The organism is Janthinobacterium sp. Mn2066 (assembly GCF_049319705.1).
Lineage (GTDB): Bacteria > Pseudomonadota > Gammaproteobacteria > Burkholderiales > Burkholderiaceae_D > Janthinobacterium.
In genome coordinates, this window is sequence record NZ_JBMOUF010000003.1 from 62,665 (window position 1) to 86,454 (window position 23,790).

The window sequence follows — 23,790 nt, forward strand, 5'->3', positions numbered from 1 at the left end:
CCGCGCCTGCCGGCGGTTTTTTATTGATGACTGGAGTGATAGGATGAAAATAAGAACTTTGGCTGTATTGGGCAGTGTGTTGCTGGGCGCTACCGTACAGGCTGCGCCTGCGCAAACGCCTGTCTTGCGCGACTACCGCGCCGTGGCCTTGTCCGGCAATGGCCAGCGCATCGCCGCCATCGAAGCCAACAATGAAGTCAGCCAGCCCGGCGGCCAGCTGCAGCGCCCGCATGGCGCCATCATCGTACGCGACGCCGCGAATGGCGCCATCGTGCAGCAATTCGACCCCTGCGCCGTTTGTTCCTACGATAAACCGAGCTGGTCGCCAGATGGCAAGCGGCTGGCCTTTATCGGCTACGATGGCAAGGCCGGCAAGGCGAGCGTGTACCTGGCCAGCCTGGAGCAGGGCCAGTCGAAAGAATTGCTGAGTGTAAAAGGCGTGGCCAGCACGGCCCGCTGGTCTCCCGATGGCAAGCAACTGGCCTTGCTGGCTACCGTGGGGGCGCGCAAGCTGGCCGGCGCGGTGGAAGCGGGCGCGCGCCAGGTGGGGGAAGTCGGTAGCGAAGATGACGCCCAGCGCATCGGGGTGGTGCCGGCTGCTGGCGGCGAGTTGCGTTTACTGTCGCCGGCCGACACCTATGTCTATGAATACAACTGGACGCCCGATGGCCGCGGTTTTGTCGCCACGAGTGCGCAAGGCAATGGCGACAGCAACTGGTGGGTTGCCAAGCTCAGCCATATCGACGCCACCACGGGCGCCTTGCGCGTGATCGCCGCGCCCGCCATGCAAATGAATGCGCCCTCGGTGTCGCAGGACGGCAAGACGGTGGCCTTCATCGGCGGCCTGATGAGCGACTTTGGTTCGGTTGGCGGCGATATCTACACGGTACCGCTGGCGGGCGGCACGCCGCGCAACCTGACGCCCGACTATCGCGGCACCTTCAATGGTGTCGTGTGGCGCAGCAATGGTTTGCTGGCCACCGCCCTGATCGATTCGCAACTGGCGCTGGTGCCGCTCGACGCAGAAAAAGGCCCGGCAGAACCGTTCTTGCTGGGCGCCATCAGCAGCGGCGCCCTTGACGGCCGCTTGTCGTTCAGCGCCGATGGCAAGCAAGCGGCGGCCGCCCAGGAAGATTTTACGCATGCTTCCTACCTGGTGGCGGGTCCATGGCAGCAACTGAAAAAGATCACGCACGATAACGAGCATTTTTCGCCGCAAGTGAGCGTGCAGAATGTGGGCTGGAGTAATGAAGGATATAAAGTGCAGGGCTGGCTGCTGGGACCGGTGAAGGTAGAGGCTGGCAAGCAATATCCGATGATCGTCAATGTGCATGGCGGCCCGGGCGCGGCAGCTTCGCCACGTTATGTGGACGCCAGTTCGCAGATCCGCGAGTTCACCGACAAAGGTTATTTTGTGTTCCTGCCGAACCCACGCGGCAGCTTCGGCCAGGGCCAGGCATTTACGCGCGCCAACATGGCGGACTTTGGTGGCGGTGACTGGCGCGATATCCTGACCGGTATCGATGCGGCGCAAAAAGTAGCGCCCATCGATGGCCAGCGCCTGGGGCTGATCGGCCATTCCTACGGTGGCTTCATGACCATGTGGGGCGTGACGCATAGCGACCGCTTCAAGGCGGCCGTGGCCGGCGCCGGCGTGGCCAACTGGATCAGTTATTACGGCCAGAACGGGATCAACCAGTGGATGATCCCCTTCTTTGGCGCGTCCGCCTATGACAATCCGGAAGTCTACCGCCGCGCTTCGCCGATCGAATCGATCAAGGCCGCCAGGACGCCGACCCTGATCTATGTGGGCGAGCGCGACGTGGAAACCCCGGCCGCCCAGTCGCTGGAATTCTGGCATGGCTTGCGCGCCATGGGCGTGCCATCGTCGCTGTTCATCTACGACGGCGAAGGCCATGCCTTCCGCAAGCCCGAGCACCAGCGCGACTTGCGCCAGCGCACCTTGGCATGGTTCGAACGCTATCTGAAATAAGCGTCCGTCATTTGGCGCGGCGACGTAATCTGCACGATCGCCGCGCTATGAACCACGATCTTGTCCGCATCTGCCTGCAACAATCGGATGCGGCGCTGGACCAGCGGCCAGCCGGACCAGCTGGTGTCAGCGCTGGCCGGCGCTGGCTGACCAGCTAGCGGCGTGCCGATACCGGTCTTGCTGTCGAGCTGTTCCAGTGCGCGCGCGAGCGTCAAACAGATTTGCGTATGGCTGTGCGTCAACAGTGCATTGACTTGCGTCACAGGCAGTTCGTGCGCGTGGCGCCCCAGGATCGAGCGCAGCGCCGCCACATGGGCCACCAGCAAATAGTTTTGCACGATGAACAGGTTGATGTCTTCTACCGCCCGCTGTTTGCTGGCCGGTTCATCGAGCATGCGCACCAGCGCCGAGCTGAGCGCGGCCAGGCTATCCATCAGGCGCTTGCGCTCGATGCGGTAGGCAATATCATCGAAAGTTCTTCCCTGCAATAACTCGAAACTGGTTTGCATATAGGCCAGGTTGACGTTGAGTACCTGGCGCACCAGTCTGGGCAGGCTTTGATATTCCCAGCTGGCCAGCACGAAGCTGAAGACGGTGGCCACCACCGCGCCGATGAAGGTGTCGATCAGGCGTTCCGTCACCAGGTGCGGGTTGCTGGGCGCCACCAGGTGCAGCTGCAACAAGATCATCAGGCTGACGGCAATCGCCGTATAGCGGTAGCGCAGGTAAATAAAGGTGGGCATGGCGATGACGGCCAGGAACAAGATCGCCATCAGCAGCATGTCGCTGTGCACGAAACGGATCACCAGCGCCGTCAGCACGCAGCCGATGATGGTGCCGATGATGCGGTCGGCGCGGCGCTGGCGGGTCATGCTGAAGGTGGGCCGCAAGATGATGACGATGGTCAATACGATCCAGTAGCTGTGGGCCGCATACGGCAGCCAGTGGGCAATCGCCAGGCCGGCGCAGATGGCCATCGAGACGCGCAGCGCGAAGCGGAACACGGGCGACTCCATGCGCATGCTGGCAAACAGGGTGCCCAGTTCGTATTTCGGTTGCGACAGGAAGGGCGCCATGTCGGTACCGCGCCAGAATGGCACGTGCTCGGAAACTTTCTGGCTGGCTACATGCAGTTCAGCAATCATTTTCAGCAAGGCGCGTATCTTGTTGCGCTGGGCACGCAGGGGCGCCAGCGCTTCCTGCGCACTCTCCCCCCTGGCATGCAGGCGGGCGATTTCCGCTTCGATCTCGCCCCATTCCTGGTCATACTGGATATGCGCATACGAAGCGCGCTTGCGCGTGACCGCATAGGCCACGGACTCGATATCGCGCGCCGCCTTGTAGGCCAGGTCGTGCAAGGACTTCAACACGTCGGAATCGGCCAGGTGCTGGCGCAGCAGCGCGTAATCGGTGTGGGTGGACAAGATCAATTCATACAGGTCCAGCATGCAGACATGCACTTGCACCACGATGGCGTCCTTGCTGTTCTTGTGGCTGCGCAAGATCAAGTCGCGTGACGCTTGCTGGCGGTCGGCCAGGATGCTTTGGTGGCGCACCAGCTTGTTGAACTGTTCCGTCAGGTTGAAGCGCGTGTCGTAGAAATCAGCCTTGATATCGATATACGCGGCCAGTTCGAACAGGGCTTCGGCCAGCACTTGCTGCTTGATGCGGTGACGCAAGAACCAGGCCACGCCCATGGCATAGGCCAGGTAAGCGAGGCCACCCAGCATGAACAGGCCCGCATGGTGAAAAGCTTGCTGCCATGTCATGTGGTGTTCCATCGACATGGTCATGATGAACAGGGCCGCCAGTTGCAAGGGCATCGATTTCTTGCCGTACACCACCATCATGCTGGCGAAAAAGCTGACGATCACCAGCACCGCCATCAGCAGCCACGGCACTTGTGCGCACAGGCTGATGAGCAGGGTGACGGCGCTGCACAGCAGTACCGAGGACAGCATTTCATTGAATTTGTGGCGCAATGGACTGGGCATGTCCATCAATGTCGTGCACAGGGCGCCGATGCAGACCGTCATGGCGGTATCGCTGTCGCTGATGGCCAGGGTCAGCAAGGTCAGGCCGACCAGGCCGAAGGCCACCCGCAAGCCCAGGTAAAAATAGTGGCTGTAAATAAAGGTGCGCAGATTGAGTGCGTAGTGCATGGTGACCTTGTGGGCAGACGTAAAAATAAGCGCCGCATCGGGATCTCCGATGCAGCGCCGTGTTACCGCAAATCTGGCCCTGTTTTTACACTAGGGCAATGACTGGATAACGCCGCCATTCAGGCTCGGCGAAGCGCTGGCAATTTTCAAAGATAAAGTCGAGCACGGCTTCCTGATTGCTCAGCAAGGCCGGATTCGCTGCTTTCCACTCGGCAAACTTGGCTGCCAGCGCAGGTTCATCGCGCAGCAGTTCGGACGCCATGTCTTCAAACACGTAATCGGAAAACGCTTCTTTCTTCTCCAGCACGCTATTGAAGAAACCCCAGCGGAAGAAGCTGTCGTGGGCCTGCGGTTCCAGGGTTTCCACCGCGTAGCGGGCATTGTCCTGGTCCAGCGAGATGACGTAGTCGCCAGCCTGCAAGATGAATTGCCCCGTGCGCGCTTCCACTTCCACCTGCTCGTGGAACATATGGCCTTCATACGGAGTCGCTCGCGTACGCACACCGCTGATGTGGTAGTAGCGCGCCGTTACCGTCTGTTCTTCGGTGATGCGGTGCATTTCGACGCCGTTCCAGCGCAGGCGCTCGATCACTTCGCGCCAGGCTTGCGGCACCACATAGGATTTCGGCGCCGGCACCACCACATCGGCATCGAAGCGGTTGTAATAGGCGATATCGCGCTCCCACGGCTGCGAGCGGTCATACGACAGGCGCTGGTAGTCGCCCAGTACACTCGGTGTGTACTTGGCGGCATAACCCTTGAAGCGGAAGGTCGATGGTTGTGCTTCGTTCATCTTCCAGCTGACGGGCCAGGCCGCCTGCGTGCGGCCGGCCGCCTTGGCTTGCGCGCGCAGTTGCTGGATCTGTTCACCGTGCTGCACGGTAAACGCCATGGTGATGTCGAGCAGGGCGCGCATCGAGGCATAGCGGTCGGCAAACGGTTTGAGCATATGCGTTTCCGGCATGAAGCCGATGACGTTATGCAGGGCGGCAAAACCGGTCGAGAAGCGCGGTACTTCGAGGAATTCGGCGATGCCGTGGTCCGGGCTATCCTTGACAGGGTTGACGTACGGGCAAGTCGGCCAGCCAGCTTGTTCCATTTGCGCAAAGATATGCGGCAGCATGGTGTCTTGCAGGAAGGGGCCCAGGCCATTACCGAGTTTATCCGTCTGTGTGTGGATCAGGGTCATGGTGTACGGGTAGTCGGCGCCGTTGGACGTATGCGTGTCGACCATCACGTCCGGATCCCAGTTCGTCAGCAGGCGGTTGAACACTTGCGCGTTCAGGCTGTCGCACTTGATGAAATCGCGGTTCAGGTCCAGATGGCGGCTATTGCCACGGAAACCGAATTGCTCCGGGCCATCCTGGTTCACGCGCGAAGTATTGGCGCGGTTCAGGCTGCCATCGACGTTGTAGATGGGCACGAACAGCAAGACCGTCTTGCCCAGTGCGGCCAGGCGCGCCGGTTCCACGCACAGGTCGCGCACGATGGCCATGCAGGCATCGATGCCTTCCGGCTCGCCCGGGTGGATGCCGTTATTGTTGAAAAAGACGGTACGGCCTTCGCGCTTGATTTGTTCGCGGTCAAACACGCCGTCCGCACTGACGACACCAGCGTGGATGGGCACGCCCGAGTCGGACAGGCCGATCTGTTCGAAATGCAGCACTTGCGGGTAGCGTGCTGCGAGTTCTTTGTAGAAAGTAATGCATTCCAGCCAGGTCGTGGTCTGGTTATGGTTACCGAGTTCGTAAGTTGTGCGCAAATCTGATGGCATGGCGGTCTGATTCCGGAAGGCGTGAAAGCGCGCTGGGTCAGCACGCCGGTAAGGTGATTATTGTAGCACCGGCCCCCGGCCTTGATGTGTGCTGGCGCTCTGTGCTGTTAATTGTGATATGTATAGGAAATATCAACTCCAGGGAGACGCCATGTGGAGCAAAGCGGCAATGATCTTGTGCGCCAGCATGCTGGCAGCGGCCGCCAGCGCGGCGCCGCCACTCCGGTCCGAAGGCGGCAGCGTCGTGGCGGTGGCGGACGGGGCCTTGATACGCTACCGGGGCTGGTTGCTGGCACTCGACGGCGCGCAAGCCGATACGGCTGCCGATGTGCGCCTGCTGTCGGCCAGCCGCACGCAGGCGGCCAGGGTTCAGGCCGGCAAACTGCAGCGCGATTTGCCCGTGTGGGCGGCAGTTGAGCTGGCCAAGGATGGCACGCGGCTGCGCATTACTGCGCTGCCGGGGCTGGCAGCCGGCGGGCCGGCAGCCTTGCTGCTCGATTTTGGCGCCGGGGATTATCGCATCGTGATACCGGCCAGCAGCCTGGCACGGCATGAACACGGCTTGCTGGCGCAGCATTATCCGGGCGCCGACCTGGCCTTGCTGTTGCAAGAAGAAACGCGGGTGATGCTGCCGCTGGGCACTGCCAAGTTGCAGGTGTTTGGCCGGGAGCAGGCGGCGCCGTATCTATTCAGCAAAGTAAGGCGATAGACGAAAAAAAGCCACTCCCGCAGGAGTGGCTCAGCTTACAACCGCCCGTTGCCGGGCTTGTTGTTATTGTTATCAGGCAATTACTCGACGCCCATTTCTTTCAGCAGATTGTCTGCGTGATCGACGTGTTTCATGTTCCACAGGATGTAGCGCAGGTCGACCTGGATCGAACGCGTGTTGGCCTTGTTGTAGTCCCAGTCGGAAATGATCGAGTCCAGGGTGCCGTCGAATGCCAGGCCGATGAATTCGCCTTTGGCGTTCAGCGCTGCCGAACCGGAATTGCCACCGGTGATGTCCAGCGTCGCCAGGTAGTCGACTGGCACGGTTTTCAGCTTCGGATCGACGTATTTACCGAAGTCCTTGGCCTTGATCGCTGCCAGTTGTTTCGCTGGTGCATTAAACTCGCCTTCGCCGGTGGCTTTTGCCACGACGCCATTGACGGTGGTAAATGCGGTCCAGGTGGTGCCATCGGCGCCATGGTCGCGGCTGGCAACACGGCCGAAGGTCACGCGCAGGGTGCTGTTGGCGTCAGGGTAGACGGCTTGGCCCTTGCTCTTCATGTAGGCGATTTTTGCTTTCATGTAGTTGGCGTAGGTTTGCTGGATCTTGCCGGCCAGTTCTTCCTCTTCCGCTTCGTTTTTCAGCGAATCAGGGTACAGGGCAACGGCCGCCTGGATGAAGGTGTCATGGCTGGCCTGGAATTCGGCTGGCGTGCGTTTCAGCCACGCTGCGCGTTCTTCCTTGTCGCCCAGTTTGCTGCCGGCATACAGTTTGTCCAGCGCAGCGGCCAGGTCGGCTTGCGACATGCCATCCTTGATGCCGATGGCGGCGTCGAAGCTGGCGCGGCGTTGTGCTGCTGGCTCGGCGGCGTACTTGGCCAGGCTGTTCAGTACCAGCGCCTTGTCGACTTTTTCATCGTAGGTGCGCTCAACCGACGTGATGCTCGACGTCAGGCGTGGCAGGTCGCGCGTCTGGTAGCCGGACTTGCGTTCTGCATCCGGTTTGGTGCTTTCGTTGGCCAGGCGGTACAGGCTGCGTGCCGTGCTCAGCAGGCGCGGTTGCGAGTAGCCCAGGAAGAAATCGCGCTTGGTGTCCGCATCGCGCTCGGCGATCAGTTTTTCCACTTGCTCGATATCGTTCGCGTATTCCGCCTTGCGTGCCGGATTGGCGTTGACCCAGGCTTTCAGCTCTTCATGTTCCTTGGTCTTGCGTGCCAGGAAGTCGCTACCCGCGTAGGAATCGATCATGCCCTGGCGGTTTTTGTAGTAGTTGTTCACGCCAGCCACTTGACCTGCGTATTTCAGGGCAACGTCCTTGTTGTCTTTGGTTTCACGCGCGATGATGGCCAGCGTTTCGCCCGATGCTTTCACGAATGCCGGGTAGTTCCAGTCAAACGTGAACGCCACTTCCGATGGCAGGCGGTGACGGTTGGTGCGGCCCGGGTAGCCCAGCGCCATCACGAAGTCGCCTTCTTTCAAGCCATCCTTGGCCAGTTTCAGCACGTGTTTCGGGTGGTAGGGAACGTTGTCCTTGCTGTAGTCGGCCGCTTTGCCGTCTTTGCTGACGTAGGCGCGGTAGAAACCGTAGTCGCCCGTGTGGCGTGGCCACATCCAGTTATCGGTGTCGCCACCGAATTTGCCCACGCCCGCTGGCGGCGCGTGCACCAGGCGCACGTCGCGGATTTCCAGTTGCTTGATCAGGTAGAACTCCAGGCCGCCGTAGTAGGCCGACACGGTGCAGCGGAAGCCGGCATCTTTTTCGCATTCGGCGACCAGGGACTTCTGGTTTTTCTCGATCGCGTCGATGCGTGCCTTGCCTTGCAGTTTTGCCACGTCGGCGGTGATGATCTTGTCGCTGACATTGGTCACGGCCGTGGTCACGAAGATGCGGCTGCCCGGCGCGGCTGGCAATTCTTCAGCGTAGGTTTTTGCCAGGAAGCCATTGGCCAGGTAATCGTGTTCCTTGGTCGAATTGACGGCCACGCTGTTGTAGACGCAATGGTGATTGGTGGCAACCAGGCCTTCCGGCGAGACGAACGATGCCGAGCAGCCGCCCAGGCTGACGATCGCGCCCATCGGGAATTCGGTCAGCTTGGTCAGGGTAGCCGGGTCCAGTTTCAGGCCGGCCGCTTTCAATTCCTTGGCTACTTGTGGCAGCTGTTGTGGCATCCACATGCCTTCGTCGGCGTGTGCGAAGTTGCTCAGGATAGCGAGCGCAATCAGAGATTTTTTCATTCGAGTTCTGTTCTTTTACGTGTAGGGAAGTCGGAATCAGCGTGTTGCCCGGTGATAAAAGTCAGCGGGCGACATAGAGTATCCCCACCGAATCGTGACTAGTCAATCACATTTTCCGTATGGCACAGGAAATATTGGTATCAAATAGATAATGATTGTGCCTTTTTCCTAGGCAGTAATGCCCCGCCAGGGCGCATTTTTCCTTGTGGTGGCTGTGGTATTGTCCAGACAACTTCCTTGGGAGTAATAAAAAAGCCGGGACTGAGGAAGGCCCGGCTTGTTTCAGGGAAATGGGGACTTAGCGAAGTTTGCCGCGGCGTAAAAGGTTCACGATGCCCAGCAAGATGACGGCGCCCAGGAAGGAGACCAGCAGTGAAGACAGGCTGAAATTATCGTTATTGATGGTGCCCGTGCCAAACAATGGCGCCAGTAGCCAGCCGCCCAGGAAGGCGCCCACGATGCCGACCACGATATTGAGGAAGATGCCTTGTTGCGCATCGGTTTTCATGACCATGCTGGCTAGCCAGCCGATCACACCGCCGATGACGATCCAGATAATGAAGTTCATATACTCCTCCGAGGGATGGTGAAGATGAGGACAATGGTGAAAACGCTGATACCGATGCTAGTCTGGTAGTGATTTGATATTGATGCCGCACGATAGGGAAATGCGGCAAAAAAAGCCCGCCTGGCTGCGGGCAGCGAGGCGGGCTTTGATACAGCAAGCAGGTAAAAACTAGTCTGCCTTGATGGCTTCTACCTGAATTGCCAGTTTGACTTCCGGCGAGAACGCCGGCATGCCGTAGTTCAGGCCAAAGTCGCTGCGCTTGAATTGGGCCGTTGCATTGGCGCCGCACACTTCGCGCTTGAAGCGTGGATTGACCGCGCATTTGAAACGGTCCAGCGTCAACGTCACGGGCTTGGTGACACCCAGCAAGGTCAGTTCGCCATCGACTTCGGTCAATTGATCGCCGTTGAATTTGAACGATTTGCTCTTGTACGTGATTTCAGGGAATTTTTCGACGTTGAACATTTCCGCTTTTTTCGCGTGCGCGTTCATCGCTTCGAGGCCGAAATCGATGGAGTTGGCATCGATCACGATGTCCAGGCTACCCGTCTTGGCGGCGCGGTCCAGCGTGACGGTGCCCTTGGTCTTGTCGAACTTGCCGCGCCAGAAAGACATGCCGCCGTGGTCCGCTTCGAAGCTGGGATAAGTGTGGGTCGGGTCGATGTTATACGTATCGGCGGCCATGGCCGAACCCGCGCTGGCGGCTGCCAGCATGGCGATCATCAAGTGCTTGAATTTCATGGATATCCTAGGATTGAACAGTTTTTGGGTCTGAAAATAAGTAAGTCTTGAAAAGCGTTCAGGACAAGGCGCCTTGCCGCAGGCAGTACGAACGTACGGCCAGGCGCCGTCATGGACGGTGGATCAAGTCTAAATGCGCAAGTCTTACTGAGTTACAACGTGGAATTTGATGGTTACCTCGTCGGCGACCATGCTGGTGTCTTTCCACTCGCCTTCACCGATGTTGTAGGTCAGGCGCTTGATCGGCAGCACGCCGTCAAACGTGTATTTGCCGCCATCGGCTTTTACGCTCAGCGGGAAGGTCACGTCGGTGGCCTTGCCCTTGATATTGAGCTTGCCCGTCACCGTCAGCTTGCCGGCGCCGGCAGCCTTGATGCTGCTCGAGACAAAGGTGGCTTTCGGGAACTGGGCGGCATTGAACCATTCTTTCTTCGCCACTTCCTTGTTGTATTCCGGATCGCCGATATCGATGCTGGCCGTTTCGATCTCTACCGTGGCCTTCGAGGCGTCCGGCGTGGCCGGGTTGTAATCGATGGCGGCGGTAAATTTCTTGAACTTCGCTTCCACCGGTACATTCATTTGCTTGAAGGTGGCCGATACGCTGCTCTTGGTCGTATCGGCTTTCAGCAGGGTGGCGGCGGTGGCGGCGAGGGACAGGCCCATCAGGGAGGCCAGTGCGACTTTATGGGTGAGTTTCATCGTGAGTTTCCTGGGTAGTCAGTAAGCAAGAGTGGGGGCTGGGATTATTAAGGATTACGGCAGCATGCGCTTGAGCACGCCGTCGCGGTCGATGAACTGGTGCTTGAGCGCGGCCAGTACGTGAGCGGCCACGGCAGCAGCCATCGTCATGTTAAGAACATAATGGATTTCTTTTAACAGGGGCTTAAGCTCCGGGTTCGGTCCCATGAAGACAGGCAACTGGAACAGACCCAGGTACACCACGGGCACGCCGGCAGCCAGGGTGTACAGATAACCGGAGACAGGCACGGCGAAGATCAGGATATACAGCAGGATGTGCATGCCATCGGCCGCTTTCTTTTGCCAGGTAGCCATGCTGGCCGGGTGCGGTGGCGGCACGTTGGCTTTGCGCCACAGCAAGCGGATGGCAGCAATCGCCAGCACCGTTACGCCTAGCCATTTATGCCAGGAAAAGTATTTCAGTTTCGCGGGAGTCAGGCCCGGAATGTCGGTCATGACCAGGCCCAGGGTGAACGCGCTGATGATGAGCAGGGCGGTCAGCCAGTGCAGGATGATGGCAGTGGTGGTGTAGCGTTGCATCGGTGGCTCTCTTGAAATAGTACGTGTTAGGACTAATTCGGCCTAATATACCAAAGAAAAGCAAATTGCGCTGCGTGCTGGAGATTCTACAAGAAAGACTGAAAGTAAAACGCCGGGCAACAAAAAATGTTGCCCGGCGGTATAAAACTGCGTGGATACGGGTAGTACAGACTGTGGCTAGGATTGCCTTAGATCGCCTTGGCCAGCTGGGCAGCGATACCGATATAGTTCGCTGGCGTCATGGTCAGCAGCACCTCTTTGGCGTCTTGCGGAATCGCCAGGCCGTTGACGAATTCCTGCAGCGCTTCCTTCGAAATACCCTTGCCGCGGGTCAGCTCTTTAAGCTGTTCGTAAGGATTTTCGATGCCGTAGCGGCGCATCACCGTCTGTACCGGCTCGGCCAGCACTTCCCAGGTGGCGTCCAGGTCTTGCGCCAGGCGCGCGTGGTTCACTTCCAGCTTGTTCAGGCCGCGCAGGCAGCTGTCGTAGGCCAGCAGGGTGTAGCCGAGGCCCACGCCGATATTGCGCAGCACGGTCGAATCGGTCAGGTCGCGCTGCAGACGCGACACCGGCAGTTTTTCCGACAGGTGTTTCAGCACGGCGTTGGCCAGGCCCAGGTTGCCTTCCGAGTTTTCAAAGTCGATCGGGTTGACCTTGTGCGGCATGGTCGACGAGCCGATTTCGCCCGCTTTCAGTTTTTGCTTGAAGTAGCCCAGCGAGACATAGGTCCAGATATCGCGGTTCAAGTCCAGCAGGATGGTGTTGGCGCGCGCGAAGGCGTCGAACAGCTCGGCCATGTAGTCGTGCGGTTCGATCTGGATCGTGTACGGGTTGAACACCAGACCCAGGCGCTGTTCGATGACGGCTTTCGAAAACGCCGGCCAGTCGAAGTGCGGGTAGGCGGACAGATGCGCGTTGTAATTGCCGACCGCGCCATTCATCTTGCCCAGGATTTCCACTTGTTCGATGCGTTTCACGGCGCGCTGCAAGCGGGCCACCACGTTCGCAAATTCCTTGCCCAGGGTGGTCGGGCTGGCCGTCTGGCCATGGGTGCGCGACAGCATCGGCACGTCGGCATTGTCGTGCGCGATCTGCGTCAGCTTGGCGATCACGCCTTGCAGCGCCGGCAGCATCACGCCATCGCGCGCCGCCTTGAGCATCATGCCGTGCGAGGTGTTGTTGATGTCTTCCGAGGTGCAGGCGAAATGGATGAATTCGGAGGCGGCCACCAGTTCCGGCACGTCCGCCACTTGTTCTTTCAACCAGTATTCGACGGCCTTGACGTCATGGTTGGTGACCGCTTCGATCGCCTTGATGCGGGCCGCGTCCGCTTCCGAGAACTCGGCCGCCATCTTGTCGAGCAGGGCGTTGGCTTCTGCCGAAAAAGGCTTGATTTCAGCGAAACCGGCCAAGGACAGCGCTTGCAGCCAGGAGATTTCCACTTTGACGCGGTGGTGCATGAAACCGGCTTCGGACAGGATCGGGCGCAGCGAATCGGTCTTGCCGGCGTAGCGGCCGTCGAGCGGAGACAGGGCCGACAGCGTGGAGTACGGAGTAGTAGAAGTCATGAGAGCGGACGCAAGTTAAAGAAACGGTTGGTCTGTGGTGCGCAGGGGCACTGATATAGCGATGCTGCGATGCAGGCGGCGCCACGATAAAGCGAGATTTTACCACCGCTGGCAGCGTGCCAGCCTGCCGCCTGCGGCTTTTGGACCCATCATGGGGCGCTGCGCGCCAAAATGCCGACTCCCCCGATGCTATACTGATAGTTGCTCCTTCATCATAAAGTGCCCATGAAACTGATCGGTTCCCTTCCCAGCCCGTATGTCCGCAAAGTCCGCATCGTGCTGGCAGAGAAAAAGCTCGACTATGTATTCGAGCTGGAAAACGTCTGGGTGCCCGAAACGCGCATCGCCCTGGCCAATCCGCTAGGCAAGGTGCCCTGCCTGGTGATGGAAGATGGCAGCGCGCTCATCGATTCGCGCGTGATCGTCGAATACCTCGACACGCTCACGCCCGTGTGCAAGCTGCTGCCGGCTGGCGGCAATGGCCGTGAACGGGCCGAGATCAAGTCCTGGGAAGCGCTGGCCGACGGCATCATGGACGCCGGCATATTGGCACGCCTGGAGCGCACCTTGCGTCCGCCCGAACAGCAGAGTGCGGAATGGATAGAACGCCAGCTGAGCAAGGTGACCCTGGGCCTGGCCGCGATGGAGCAGCGCCTGGGCGAACACGCGTATTGCGCCGGCAAGAACTACACCCTGGGCGACGTGGCCGTGGGCTGCGCACTGGGATGGATCAGCTTCCGCTTTCCCGAGATCGACTGGCGCAGCGACCATCCGGGCCTGGCGCGCCTGTTCGACAAACTGTCCGAGCGCCCGTCGTTCAAGGACACGCTGCCGCAGTAAGCGGTCGCGCACCAGCCCCCTCTCCATGCAAAAAAGCACCGATACCAAGGCGCAGCAGCGCCTGCAAATGGCCGACATTGCGCGCCTGGCCGGCGTGTCGACGTCGACCGTCTCGCGCGCCCTGAGCGGTAGTCCGCTGGTCAATCAAGAAACCCGCACGCGCGTGATGGAGCTGGCGCGCTCGCTCAATTACTCGATCAATATCGGCGCGCAAAACCTGCGCCTGAAACAAAACCGCACGGTGGGCGTGGTGGTGCCGTATGACGCAGCCACGCGCCAGCATCTGTCCGACCCGTTTTTCCTCGGCATGCTGGGCAGCCTGGCCGATGCGCTGACCGAGCAGGGTTTCGACATGCTCATTTCCCGCGTGGATGCGGAAACGCTGGATGCGGCGGCGCAGTCCTTCGACAGCGGGCGCGTGATCGGCATCATCCTGATCGGCCAGTGGCGCCACCATGACCAGTTGAACCAGCTGGCGGCGCGCCAGGTGCCGATCGTTGTCTGGGGCGCGCAGCTGCCGCAGCAGCTGTATTGCACGGTCGGTGGCGACAACGTGGCCGGCGGCCGGCTGGCCACCGACCATCTGCTGGCGCAAGGCCGCCGCCGCATCGCCTTCTTTGGCGACATCAACCTGCCTGAGGTGGCGCAGCGCCACCAGGGTTATCTGCAAGCGCTGGCCGCGCACGGCGTCGCGCGCGATGGAGATTTGTACGTGGCCGGTTCCTTCCTGCCGCAGGGCGGCGCGCTGGCGGTGCAGCAATTGACCGAGCGGGGCCTGGCCTTCGACGCCATCTTTGCCTGCAGCGATTTGCTGGCGATGAGCGCCATCAGCGCCTTGCGCCAGCAGGGCCTGTCGGTGCCGGAACAGGTGGCCGTGGTCGGCTACGACGATATCGAACTGGCCGCGTATTTTCACCCGCCCCTGAGCACCGTGCGCCAGCCGATGCGCGCGGCGGGGCGGGCGCTGGTGTCATCCCTGCTGGCGCTGGTCGATGGCGCGCCACTGGTCTCGCAGCAATTGCCGACCGAACTCATGGTACGTGCATCGAGCACAATGTAATCGCTGCAACCGATTGCAATAACCCTCAATTTTTTCTGATATTTCATGTTGCGCCGCAACATGAAAATCTTGCCATTTCCAGCAATGGCGCTCATTTCCCCTAGGTGAATCTGCTCGATTTTGCGTAAAAACAACGCAAATCCCATGTTGCGGCGCTTATATGCAATCGATTGCAATAAATTTTCATTCGATGAATAATGGCGTACCTGTCCAGCGTTTGCGCCTGCTGCGTAGCGGACTGGACTAATAACAGGGGCTGCCCCGATGCAGCCACGCACAACACCGGAGACAAAGATGGACACACGTATTGCCAAATTGGGCTGCATGGCTGCGGCCGTCGCAGTCGCGATGCTGCAGATGGGCGCCGCGCAGGCGCAGCAAACCACCGATACAGAATCTGCCAAACCCGCTGCCGCACCCGCAGCCACGCCAGCTGCCCCCACCACACCGACCGATGGCCTGAACCTGGAGCGCGTGGTCGTCACCGGCACTGCCGTGGGGGCGTCGAAAATGAAGTCGAGTAACTCGGTCAGCACCATGGAGCTCGACACCATCCTCAATAACGCGCCTACCAGCGCGGCGGAAGTCTTGCGCGCGGTGCCAGGCTTGCGCGCCGAATCGTCGGGCGGCGAGGGCAATGCCAACATTACCGTGCGCGGCTTGCCGATTTCCGCCGGCGGTTCGCGCTACGTGCAAATGCAGGAAGACGGCTTGCCGGTGCTGCAATTTGGCGACTTCAATTTCGCCACGCCCGACAGCTTCGTCAAGATCGACGGCACGCTCGACCACCTGGAAGTGGTGCGCGGTGGCGCCGCCTCGACCCTGGCCACCAACTCGCCGGGCGGCATCATCAACTTCATCAGCAAGAATGGCGAAGATAAAGGCGGCAGCATCGGCATCAGCCGTGGCGTGGGTTACGATGAAACGCGCGTCGACTTCGATTATGGCGGCCAGATTTCCGACCGCACGCGCTACTTCATCGGCGGCTCCTACCGTACCGGCGAAGGCATCCGCCATACGGGCGTCAACAGCGAAGACGGCGGCCAGGTGCGCGGCAACATCACGCATGAATTCGACAATGGTTTTGTGCGCGTCTCGTTCAAGCACCTCGATGACAAATCGCCGACTGCGTTGCCGGTTCCCGTGCAAGTGACGAATGGCCAGATTTCCACCATTCCCGGCATCGACCCGCGCACGGCCAGCTTCTATTCGCCGTACTGGGTACCGGACGTGGTGCTGAACAAGGACAACAGCCATAGCGCCACCAATGTCAACGATGGCCTGCGCGTGCGCAGCGATTCGATCGGCCTGGAATCGTCGTTCAACCTGGGCAATGGCTGGAAGCTCAGCGAAAACTTCCGCACCTCGCAAAACTCGGGCCGCTTCACGGGCGTCTTCGCCGGCGATAACGGCCAGGTCGGCAATTATATTTTCGCCAGCGGGCCCAATGCGGGCCAGGCCTACAATGGCCGCGCGTTTTCCGCCGTGGTGTTCAACACCTCGATCGACAAGGTGGGCAATACCCTGAGCGACACCAAGCTGGCCAAGACGTTTGAACTCAGCGGCGGCAAGCTGACCACCACCGCCGGCCTGTATCTGTCTGATCAAAAACTGGGCCTGACCTGGAACTTCAACCAGTACCTGATGCAGGCGACGGGCGATAAACCTGCGCTGCTGCAAACGGCCAGCGCCACGCCAGGCCTGGAAGGCCCGGCGTTTGGCGCCTGCTGCTCGCGCGCCATCGATGTCGATTACAAGACCACCTCGCCCTACCTGAACCTGGGCTGGGAAAGCGGCCCGCTGAACTTCGACGCCAGCGTGCGCCAGGACCGCCAGCGCGCCAGCGGCACGGCCAATATCGCCACTGCCAATGCCAGCGGCGCTTTGCAGTATCAGCCAGGCACGGTGGAGCGCGTCGATTACTCGCTCAACCACACCTCGTATTCGGTGGGCGGCAATTACCAACTGCAGAAAAACTTGGCCGTGTTTGCCCGCGTCAGCGAAGGCGTGGCCTTCAATGCCGACCGCATCCTGTTCGGCACGCCGCTCGACGGCAGCGCGCCCGTCAACATCAACACCGTCAAGCAAATCGAAGGCGGCGTGAAATGGCGCCAGGGTCCGGTCAGCGCCTTCGTGACCGTGTTCCAGGCGAAAACCAAGGAAAGCAACTACGAGGCGACCACCCAGATCAGCACTGCCAACGATTACGACGCCAAGGGCGTGGAACTGGAAACGGCATACAGCGCCGGCGCCTTCCACATCACGGGCGGCCTGACCTACACCCATGCGCGCATTACGGGCACGGCCCCTGGTGATGAATCGGTAATCGGCAACAGCCCACGCCGCCAGGCGCCGGTGGTGTACCAGCTGGCGCCGACCTATGAAATGGGTAAGGCCACCTTTGGCGCCACTTATATCGGCACGGGTAAATCGTGGGGCGACGATGCGCACACCATCATCCTGCCCGCTTACCAGGTACTGAACGCCTTCATCAATTACCAGCTCACGCCGCAAACCCAGGTCTCGCTGAGCGCCAACAATCTGCTCGACAAGATCGGCTACACGGAAGTGGAAAGCGATGGCCATGCGGCCCGTTCGATCACGGGCCGTTCCGCCAAGGTCAGCCTGAAATATACGTTTTAAAAACTGTTTTAAAAACCCGTTCTACACTGGATCGCACTTATGATGTCTGACCTGACGCCGCTTGAGCGTTTGCTGGAACCCTTGCCTGCCGAGTTGCGCGCCGAGGCGGCGCGCCGCTACACACGGCATGAGTCCGTGCTGTTCGAACGCCTGGCGCGGCTGTACGGTGGCCGCCGCGATTTCCTGCCCTGGTTTTGCGACCTGATGGAAAACCTGGGCCGGCTGCATGCGGCCCGTCCGGCGGCGCTGCTGCAGCTGGACGCCGAACGGCTACTCAAGCCGGACTGGTTTGCCAACCAGGCCATGCTGGGCTACAGCAGTTATGTGCAGCGCTTTGGCGGCAGCCTGAATGGCGTGGCGGAGCGCATCCCACACTTGCGTGAACTGGGGGTGACGTATCTGCATCTGCTGCCATTCCTGCGGCCGCGCGCCGGTGAAAGCGATGGCGGTTTTGCGGTGGCCAGTTTCGATGAAGTCGATCCTGACCTGGGCAGCAATGCCGACCTGGAGTCCCTCACGGCGCAATTGCGTGCGTCGGGCATCAGCCTGTGCTCGGACCTGATCCTGAACCACGTGGCCGACGACCATGCGTGGGCGCTGGGCGCAAAAAATGGGGATCCGCTGCTGCGCGAATTTTTCCATACCTTCCCGGACCGCGGCATGCCGGACCGCTACGAAGCGACCTTGGGGCAAATCTTCCCGCAGGCCGCGCCCGGTAATTTCACGTTTGATGCTGCCTTGCAGCGCTGGGTCTGGACCACGTTTTATCCGTATCAATGGGACTTGAACTACGCCAATCCGGCCGTGTTTACCGCGATGGTATCAGCCATGCTGGGCCTGGCCAACCGGGGCGTGGAAGTGTTCCGTCTCGACTCCACCGCCTTCTTGTGGAAGCGCGAGGGGACCGATTGCATGAACCAGCCGGAAGCGCATTGGCTGCTGCAAGCCATGCGCGCCATCGTCGACATCGTGGCGCCTGGCGTGCTGATGAAGGCGGAAGCCATCGTCGCCACGCCGAAATTGCCCGCGTATTTTGGCAGCGACGCGGCGCCCGAATGCCATATCGCCTACCACAGCAGCCTGATGGCGGCGGGCTGGGGCGCGCTGGCCGAGCAGAATACGGCGCTGCTGCGGGCAGTGGTGCAAGCCACGCCGCCGTTGCCGCCATCGGCATGCTGGCTCAGTTATGTGCGCTGCCATGACGACATCGGCTGGAACGTGCTGTTGAATGAAGCGGGTGCCGATGGCCCGGCGCGGCTGGCGCGCATCGCCGGTTTTTTCGCGGGCGCCAACGGCAGTTATGCGCGCGGCGACGCCTTCCAGAGCAGCAGCGTCGACAAGGCGCATGGCAGCAATGGCATGGCCGCCTCCTTGAGCGGCCTGGAAAGCGCAGCCGATACGCAGCAGACCGAGCTGGCGCTGCGCCGCCTGTTGCTGCTGCACGGCCTGGCCCTCAGCTTCGGCGCCTTGCCGATGCTGTACATGGGCGATGAACTGGGCATGACGAATGACTATGCCTATATCCAGCGGCCCGACCGGGCGATGGATAGCCGCTGGCTGCAGCGCCCGCCGTTTGACGACAGTCTGCTGGCCTTGCGCCACGACAGGGACAGCGTCACGGGACGGCTGTTTTCAGGCCTGCGCCAGTTGATCGCCTTGCGCAGCCGGCACGATGCGCTGGCCGCCGATGCGCCGCGTACCTTGCTGCCTTCCCGTGATGGCGCCGTGCTGGCGCTGATGCGTGGCCCGGATTTTCTGAACCTGAGCAATTTCAGCGGTGACAGCGTGGCGTGCGACTTGCCCGCAGGCCGCTGGCGCGATGGTGTCACCGGCACAGAACTGGCCGGCAAGGCGAGCTTGCCACCATGGGCTATGCTGTGGCTTGAGCGTCTCTCTGAAACACCTAATTAAACCTACTGCGCGTCGCGATTTACGGCCTGCGATGCTCACTGTGCATGCGCACAGCTCCGCTTCTCAGCCGTAACTCTCATCCGCTCGCTACGGTTTTATTAGGTGTCGATAATTATTGGGAAAATATATGAGCGCCAAGGGATATACGACGACGCTGCACAAACCGCATCTGTCGTTCTGGCAGATCGTCAATATGAACATCGGATTCTTCGGCATCCAGTTCAGCTTTGGCCTGCAGCAAAGCAGCATGAGCCCGATCTACAACTACCTGGGCGCCGATGCGGCCAGCCTGCCGTATCTGTGGCTGGCCGGTCCCATGACGGGGCTGCTGGTGCAGCCGATCATCGGCGCCATGAGCGACCGCACCGTGACGCGCTGGGGCCGGCGCACGCCGTACTTTTTGATCGGCGCCATCCTGTGCAGCCTCGGCCTGCTGGCCATGCCCTTCAGCCCGACCCTGTGGATGGCGGCCAGCCTGTTGTGGATACTCGACGCGGCCAATAACGTGACGATGGAGCCGTACCGCGCTTTCGTCAGCGACAAGCTCGATAAAAAACAGCACTCGATCGGCTTCCTGACCCAGAGCGCGTTCACGGGGCTGGGGCAGACGCTGGCCTACCTGACGCCATCGTTATTGGTCTTGTTCGGCATGAACAAGGATGCCGTCAACAGCAGCCATATCCCGCATATCGTGATCGTCGCCTTCATGATCGGCGCCTTCTTTTCCATCGCCTCGGTGCTGTGGACCTTGAAGACGGCGCCGGAACACCCGTTGACGCCGGAAGAGCTGCAAGAGATCCGCGCGCGGCCGCCGGGCTGGCGCCATATGCTGGGCGATATCGTGCTGGCCGTGCGTGAAATGCCGCCCACCATGAAGCAGCTGGCGGTGGTGAAATTGTTCCAGTGGTATGCGCTGTTCTGCTATTGGCAGTACATCACCCTGTCGCTGTCGACCACCATGTTCCACACCACCGATCCGGCTTCGCAGGGCTTTCGCGATGCGGGCTTGCTGACGGGGCAGGTGGGCGCGTTCTATAACTTCATCGCCTTTATTGCGGCCTTTGCGCTGGTGCCATTTACGCGCCGCTTCGGCCCGAAGATCATGCACAGCGTGTGCCTGACAGCGGCCGGCATCGGCATGCTGTGCCTGCCCTTGATCCATAGCGAGGCGCTGCTGTTGCTGCCGATGGTAGGCATCGGCCTGGCGTGGGCCAGCATCATGGGCAATCCCTACATCATGCTGGCCGGCAGCATTCCGCCCGAGCGTACGGGAGTCTACATGGGCATCTTCAATATGTTCATCGTGATCCCGATGATCATCCAGATTTTTACCTTGCCGCTGTATTACCACAGCTGGCTGGGCGGCAATCCGGAAAACGTGATCCGCCTGGCGGGCGCGCTGCTGCTGTGCGCGGCCGTGACCGTGCTGTTCGTCAAGCTGAAGGCGGCAGCGCGGCAGGCGTAAAAAAACCGGCATTGAGCCGGTTTTTTCTGCGCGTCTGACAGGCGCGAGGATTATTCCTCGACAGCCATCTGGCTTTGCAGGTAGTTCTGGATGCCGATCTTGGCGATCAGGTCGATCTGCGTTTCCAGCCAGTCGATATGCTCTTCCGTGTCTTCCAGGATCATCAGGAACAGGTCGCGCGACACATAGTCGCCCGCTTTTTCGCAGGTGGCGATGCCTTCCTTGACGGTGGCGTGCGCAGCGCGTTCCAGTTTCAGGTCGCATTCCAGCATTTCCGGCGTGTTTTCACCGATCAGCAGCTTGTGCAGCGCTTGCAGGTTAGGCAGGCCGTCGAGCATCAGGATGCGGTCGATCAGCTTGTCGGCGTGTTTCATTTCGCCGATCGATTCTTCGTATTCTTTCTTGCCCAGTTTTTCCAGGCCCCAGTGCTTGTACATGCGTGCATGCAGGAAGTACTGATTGATGGCGGACAGTTCGTTGGTGAGCTGTGCGTTGAGCAAGCGGATGACTTCTTTATCGCCCTTCATGGCATTTCCTTTGTTCTGTGCTGCGTTCGATGATGAAACCGGCTGCTGTGGCGGCCGCTGCTGGGTGGCGCATGGGCTGCCTGGCGGCGCATCGTGCACCGGTTTCGCTATGCCCGCATGATAACGCAAAATCTTGCGCGTTTTTGATCTAAAACGACGATTTTCCGTCTTTTTAACGTAAATAACGTGCGAATAAAACCCATTCTCAAGTAATTGGCCACATTTCACCAATTTAAATTTGTTAAAGAAAATGAGGGATATTCTCATTTGCGTTTATGGCAACTTGATGGCAACTTTTTTGTGTCATCGCTGGCAATGGCAAATGCGAACCGTGAGCATTTTCTTGCCCTTTCCCGTGTTCGCAGCCCCCCTCGAATGCGATAATCACAGGGCGATGTTTCTACAAAGGATAGCAAGATGATGCTGCATATTCCTGGCGTATTGACGCCAGAGCAGGTGACGCAATTTCGCCAGCGCCTGGCGCAGACGGACTGGGTCGATGGCCGCGCCAGCGTGGGAGCGCAAGGGGCGCAGGTCAAGCGCAACCGCCAGCTGGCGGAAGGCTCGCCGCTGGCGCTGGAACTGGGGGAAATCGTCAGCCGCACCCTGATGAATAATCCGCTGTTTTTCGCCGCCGTGCTGCCGCTGCGCATCCTGCCGCCATTCTTCAACAGCTACGCGGGCGGCGAGCATTATGGCTTGCATATCGATGGCGCCATCCGCACGCCGAAAGGCGGCATGCAATCGATGCGCGCCGATGTCTCGTCGACCCTGTTCCTCAGCGAACCCGATGAATATGAAGGAGGTGAACTGGTGGTGGTGGACTCGTATGGCACGCATGAAGTCAAGCTGCCGGCCGGCGATCTGATCGTCTATCCGTCCAGCAGCGTGCACAAGGTGCTGCCCGTCACCAGCGGTGAACGCATCTGCTCTTTCCTGTGGACCCAGAGCATGGTGCGCGATGACTGGAAACGCTCGATGCTGTTTGAGCTGGACCAGAATATCCAGCAAGTGCGCGGCGCCCATGGCGATTCGGAAGCGACGGTGGGGCTGACCGGCCATTACCACAATCTTTTACGCATGTGGGCCGAGTTATAAGGTGAAACGGGCGGGGCGTGCGCTCAAATGCGCATGCAAAAAAAAGTCTGCCGGGCCCGGGGATGTAGGCTGGCAGACTTGAAACAAGCAAATCGCTTGACAGAAACAGTGAAAAAAACAGGGCGCAAAAAAGCAAGCAGGGCAACAAGTTGCGATGCTTGCGGGCTGGCTGGGCGGTTGGGCCACCAGGGCTGGTGGCGGCGCTTGCGGGCTAGCTGAGCTGGAAGGTCAGGGGCAGCAATACGTACACGGGAACGGCCTTGCCGTTTTCTATCATCGGCTTGAACAGCGCGCGTTGCGCAGCCTGGCGGCCCGCTTCATCGAGGTTGTTGTAGCCGGTCGATTTGTGGATCAGGATTTGCTCGGGCAAGCCTTTTTCATTGATCAGCACGCGCAGTACCACGGTGCCGCTCTCGCCCAGGCGGCGCGACAGATTCGGGTAGATCAGTTGCGGCGGCTTGATGTACTCCACGCTGCTGACGGTGCGCGGCGTCGCCGGTGCTGGCGGCGAAGGCGCCGGTGTCGATGGCGCGGCCGGTGCGGTGGTGGCAACCGGCGCCGCTTCGGAGCGTGTTGGCTGCGGTGGCGTGATGGTCGGCTCGGTCGGCGCCACGGCGATCAATGGCAGCGGCGGAATAATCGCCTTGGGTGTCGGAGCGCTCAGCTCCACGGTTTTCGGTACGGCAGGTGCGGGCGGTTTCGGCGGCGCCGGTGGCGCAACGATGCTGACGGTGGTGATGGTCGGTATGGCCGCACTCACCACGCGGCTCAGCAGGCCGCTTTGAATCGCGTAGAAACCGGCGATATGCAGGACGAGGATCGCCGTCAGCGGCACCATTTTGCTGCGCTTCTTGTCGAAGGTGGCAAATTGTTGCACAGCCTGCACCGTTACAGGTGGTGGCATCATCGTCATGGCGTTCATCGCTTTCTGTTAAGTGGTCAGTACGGCGCGCGAAATGACTGTTTCGCGCAGCACGGCAGTCGCATCCAGATGCTCTTTGAGCACTTCCCGCGCACAGGTATGGCATTTGCCACAGCAGGTGGCCACGCCCAGGTCACGCCGCAATTCGGCCATGGTGGACAGGCCCAGATCGACGGCTTGACGGATTTCACGATCAGATATGTTGTTGCAGACACATACAATCATTGATGCACCTTCTGGCTAGATAAAACCTACACGGTAGAAATAATTCTTACTGGACGGCATTCTTGTTTTTGT

General features: G+C 60.1%; 19 protein-coding genes. 8 read left to right on the forward strand and 11 right to left on the reverse strand.

Annotated features, from left to right (window positions below):
* Positions 1-43 precede the first annotated feature (43 nt).
* Positions 44-1,993 (forward strand): alpha/beta fold hydrolase, encoded by a 1,950-nt coding sequence (locus ACL9RI_RS06595; RefSeq protein WP_422725790.1) that lies wholly within the window; start codon positions 44-46, stop codon positions 1,991-1,993.
* On the opposite strand, the gene ACL9RI_RS06600 is transcribed toward ACL9RI_RS06595, so the two are convergent.
* The gene (locus ACL9RI_RS06600) at positions 1,981-4,155 is read right to left on the reverse strand and encodes an FUSC family membrane protein (protein ID WP_422725791.1); all 2,175 of its coding nucleotides are present in this window, start codon (positions 4,153-4,155) and stop codon (positions 1,981-1,983) included. The two genes, ACL9RI_RS06595 and ACL9RI_RS06600, sit on opposite strands and share 13 nt — an antisense overlap.
* An 85-nt stretch (positions 4,156-4,240) precedes the next feature.
* Positions 4,241-5,929 (reverse strand): M14 family zinc carboxypeptidase, encoded by a 1,689-nt coding sequence (locus tag ACL9RI_RS06605; RefSeq protein WP_422725792.1) that lies wholly within the window; start codon positions 5,927-5,929, stop codon positions 4,241-4,243.
* Positions 5,930-6,080: 151 nt separating this feature from the next.
* Between ACL9RI_RS06605 and ACL9RI_RS06610 the strand changes: the two genes are divergently transcribed.
* Positions 6,081-6,638 carry a hypothetical protein gene (locus ACL9RI_RS06610; protein ID WP_422725793.1) on the forward strand — a complete coding sequence of 186 codons (558 nt, stop codon included), beginning with the start codon at positions 6,081-6,083 and terminating at the stop codon, positions 6,636-6,638.
* 80 nt (positions 6,639-6,718) lie between these two features.
* Here the strand turns inward: ACL9RI_RS06610 and ACL9RI_RS06615 are convergent, their stop codons facing one another.
* From ACL9RI_RS06615 to purB, 6 genes are all read right to left on the reverse strand, one after another.
* Positions 6,719-8,872, reverse strand: coding sequence for a S46 family peptidase (locus tag ACL9RI_RS06615; protein WP_422725794.1), 2,154 nt, complete (start codon positions 8,870-8,872; stop codon positions 6,719-6,721).
* Positions 8,873-9,170: 298 nt separating this feature from the next.
* Entirely contained in the window at positions 9,171-9,440 is a 270-nt protein-coding gene (locus ACL9RI_RS06620; protein WP_422725795.1) for a GlsB/YeaQ/YmgE family stress response membrane protein, read from the reverse strand.
* A gap of 168 nt (positions 9,441-9,608) precedes the next feature.
* Entirely contained in the window at positions 9,609-10,181 is a 573-nt protein-coding gene (locus ACL9RI_RS06625) for a YceI family protein (protein WP_422725796.1), read from the reverse strand.
* Positions 10,182-10,325: 144 nt separating this feature from the next.
* A complete protein-coding gene (locus ACL9RI_RS06630; RefSeq protein ID WP_422725797.1) occupies positions 10,326-10,880 on the reverse strand; it encodes a YceI family protein in 555 nt (184 codons plus the stop codon).
* A gap of 54 nt (positions 10,881-10,934) precedes the next feature.
* Complete coding sequence (locus ACL9RI_RS06635; protein ID WP_422725798.1) at positions 10,935-11,459, reverse strand: cytochrome b; 525 nt, start codon at positions 11,457-11,459, stop codon at positions 10,935-10,937.
* Between the two features lie 188 nt (positions 11,460-11,647).
* Positions 11,648-13,027, reverse strand: a complete 1,380-nt coding sequence (gene purB / locus ACL9RI_RS06640; RefSeq protein ID WP_422725799.1) for an adenylosuccinate lyase — start codon at positions 13,025-13,027, stop codon at positions 11,648-11,650.
* 225 nt (positions 13,028-13,252) lie between these two features.
* Here purB and ACL9RI_RS06645 point away from each other — a divergent pair, with 225 nt between their 5' ends.
* From ACL9RI_RS06645 to ACL9RI_RS06665, 5 genes are all read left to right on the forward strand, one after another.
* On the forward strand, positions 13,253-13,867 hold the full coding sequence (locus tag ACL9RI_RS06645; protein WP_422725800.1) for a glutathione S-transferase family protein: 615 nt from the start codon (positions 13,253-13,255) through the stop codon (positions 13,865-13,867).
* A 25-nt stretch (positions 13,868-13,892) separates the two neighbouring features.
* Complete coding sequence (locus ACL9RI_RS06650) at positions 13,893-14,927, forward strand: LacI family DNA-binding transcriptional regulator (protein ID WP_422725801.1); 1,035 nt, start codon at positions 13,893-13,895, stop codon at positions 14,925-14,927.
* Between the two features lie 294 nt (positions 14,928-15,221).
* Positions 15,222-17,570, forward strand: a complete 2,349-nt coding sequence (locus ACL9RI_RS06655; RefSeq protein WP_422725802.1) for a TonB-dependent receptor domain-containing protein — start codon at positions 15,222-15,224, stop codon at positions 17,568-17,570.
* 39 nt (positions 17,571-17,609) lie between these two features.
* Positions 17,610-19,481 carry an alpha-amylase family protein gene (locus ACL9RI_RS06660; RefSeq protein ID WP_422725803.1) on the forward strand — a complete coding sequence of 624 codons (1,872 nt, stop codon included), beginning with the start codon at positions 17,610-17,612 and terminating at the stop codon, positions 19,479-19,481.
* Between the two features lie 127 nt (positions 19,482-19,608).
* Complete coding sequence (locus tag ACL9RI_RS06665) at positions 19,609-20,946, forward strand: MFS transporter (RefSeq protein WP_422725804.1); 1,338 nt, start codon at positions 19,609-19,611, stop codon at positions 20,944-20,946.
* Positions 20,947-20,996: 50 nt separating this feature from the next.
* Here ACL9RI_RS06665 and bfr read toward each other — a convergent pair whose 3' ends face one another.
* Positions 20,997-21,473: a bacterioferritin gene (bfr, locus tag ACL9RI_RS06670; protein WP_300759783.1), complete on the reverse strand. Its 477-nt coding sequence runs from the start codon at positions 21,471-21,473 to the stop codon at positions 20,997-20,999.
* A 417-nt stretch (positions 21,474-21,890) separates the two neighbouring features.
* Here bfr and ACL9RI_RS06675 point away from each other — a divergent pair, with 417 nt between their 5' ends.
* Positions 21,891-22,571: a Fe2+-dependent dioxygenase gene (locus tag ACL9RI_RS06675; protein ID WP_422725805.1), complete on the forward strand. Its 681-nt coding sequence runs from the start codon at positions 21,891-21,893 to the stop codon at positions 22,569-22,571.
* Between the two features lie 211 nt (positions 22,572-22,782).
* On the opposite strand, the gene ACL9RI_RS06680 is transcribed toward ACL9RI_RS06675, so the two are convergent.
* A complete protein-coding gene (locus ACL9RI_RS06680) occupies positions 22,783-23,484 on the reverse strand; it encodes an energy transducer TonB (protein WP_422725806.1) in 702 nt (233 codons plus the stop codon).
* A gap of 18 nt (positions 23,485-23,502) precedes the next feature.
* Positions 23,503-23,718, reverse strand: a complete 216-nt coding sequence (locus ACL9RI_RS06685) for a (2Fe-2S)-binding protein (protein WP_422725807.1) — start codon at positions 23,716-23,718, stop codon at positions 23,503-23,505.
* Positions 23,719-23,790 lie beyond the last annotated feature (72 nt).

Bases quoted from the DNA above. Each gene is read 5' to 3' on its own strand.
- ACL9RI_RS06595 (WP_422725790.1), top strand. From the start codon at position 44: ATGAAAATAAGAACTTTGGCTGTATTGGGCAGTGTGTTGCTGGGCGCT.
- ACL9RI_RS06600 (WP_422725791.1), bottom strand. From the start codon at position 4,155: ATGCACTACGCACTCAATCTGCGCACCTTTATTTACAGCCACTATTTT.
- ACL9RI_RS06605 (WP_422725792.1), bottom strand. From the start codon at position 5,929: ATGCCATCAGATTTGCGCACAACTTACGAACTCGGTAACCATAACCAG.
- ACL9RI_RS06610 (WP_422725793.1), top strand. From the start codon at position 6,081: ATGTGGAGCAAAGCGGCAATGATCTTGTGCGCCAGCATGCTGGCAGCG.
- ACL9RI_RS06615 (WP_422725794.1), bottom strand. From the start codon at position 8,872: ATGAAAAAATCTCTGATTGCGCTCGCTATCCTGAGCAACTTCGCACAC.
- ACL9RI_RS06620 (WP_422725795.1), bottom strand. From the start codon at position 9,440: ATGAACTTCATTATCTGGATCGTCATCGGCGGTGTGATCGGCTGGCTA.
- ACL9RI_RS06625 (WP_422725796.1), bottom strand. From the start codon at position 10,181: ATGAAATTCAAGCACTTGATGATCGCCATGCTGGCAGCCGCCAGCGCG.
- ACL9RI_RS06630 (WP_422725797.1), bottom strand. From the start codon at position 10,880: ATGAAACTCACCCATAAAGTCGCACTGGCCTCCCTGATGGGCCTGTCC.
- ACL9RI_RS06635 (WP_422725798.1), bottom strand. From the start codon at position 11,459: ATGCAACGCTACACCACCACTGCCATCATCCTGCACTGGCTGACCGCC.
- purB (WP_422725799.1), bottom strand. From the start codon at position 13,027: ATGACTTCTACTACTCCGTACTCCACGCTGTCGGCCCTGTCTCCGCTC.
- ACL9RI_RS06645 (WP_422725800.1), top strand. From the start codon at position 13,253: ATGAAACTGATCGGTTCCCTTCCCAGCCCGTATGTCCGCAAAGTCCGC.
- ACL9RI_RS06650 (WP_422725801.1), top strand. From the start codon at position 13,893: ATGCAAAAAAGCACCGATACCAAGGCGCAGCAGCGCCTGCAAATGGCC.
- ACL9RI_RS06655 (WP_422725802.1), top strand. From the start codon at position 15,222: ATGGACACACGTATTGCCAAATTGGGCTGCATGGCTGCGGCCGTCGCA.
- ACL9RI_RS06660 (WP_422725803.1), top strand. From the start codon at position 17,610: ATGATGTCTGACCTGACGCCGCTTGAGCGTTTGCTGGAACCCTTGCCT.
- ACL9RI_RS06665 (WP_422725804.1), top strand. From the start codon at position 19,609: ATGAGCGCCAAGGGATATACGACGACGCTGCACAAACCGCATCTGTCG.
- bfr (WP_300759783.1), bottom strand. From the start codon at position 21,473: ATGAAGGGCGATAAAGAAGTCATCCGCTTGCTCAACGCACAGCTCACC.
- ACL9RI_RS06675 (WP_422725805.1), top strand. From the start codon at position 21,891: ATGATGCTGCATATTCCTGGCGTATTGACGCCAGAGCAGGTGACGCAA.
- ACL9RI_RS06680 (WP_422725806.1), bottom strand. From the start codon at position 23,484: ATGACGATGATGCCACCACCTGTAACGGTGCAGGCTGTGCAACAATTT.
- ACL9RI_RS06685 (WP_422725807.1), bottom strand. From the start codon at position 23,718: ATGATTGTATGTGTCTGCAACAACATATCTGATCGTGAAATCCGTCAA.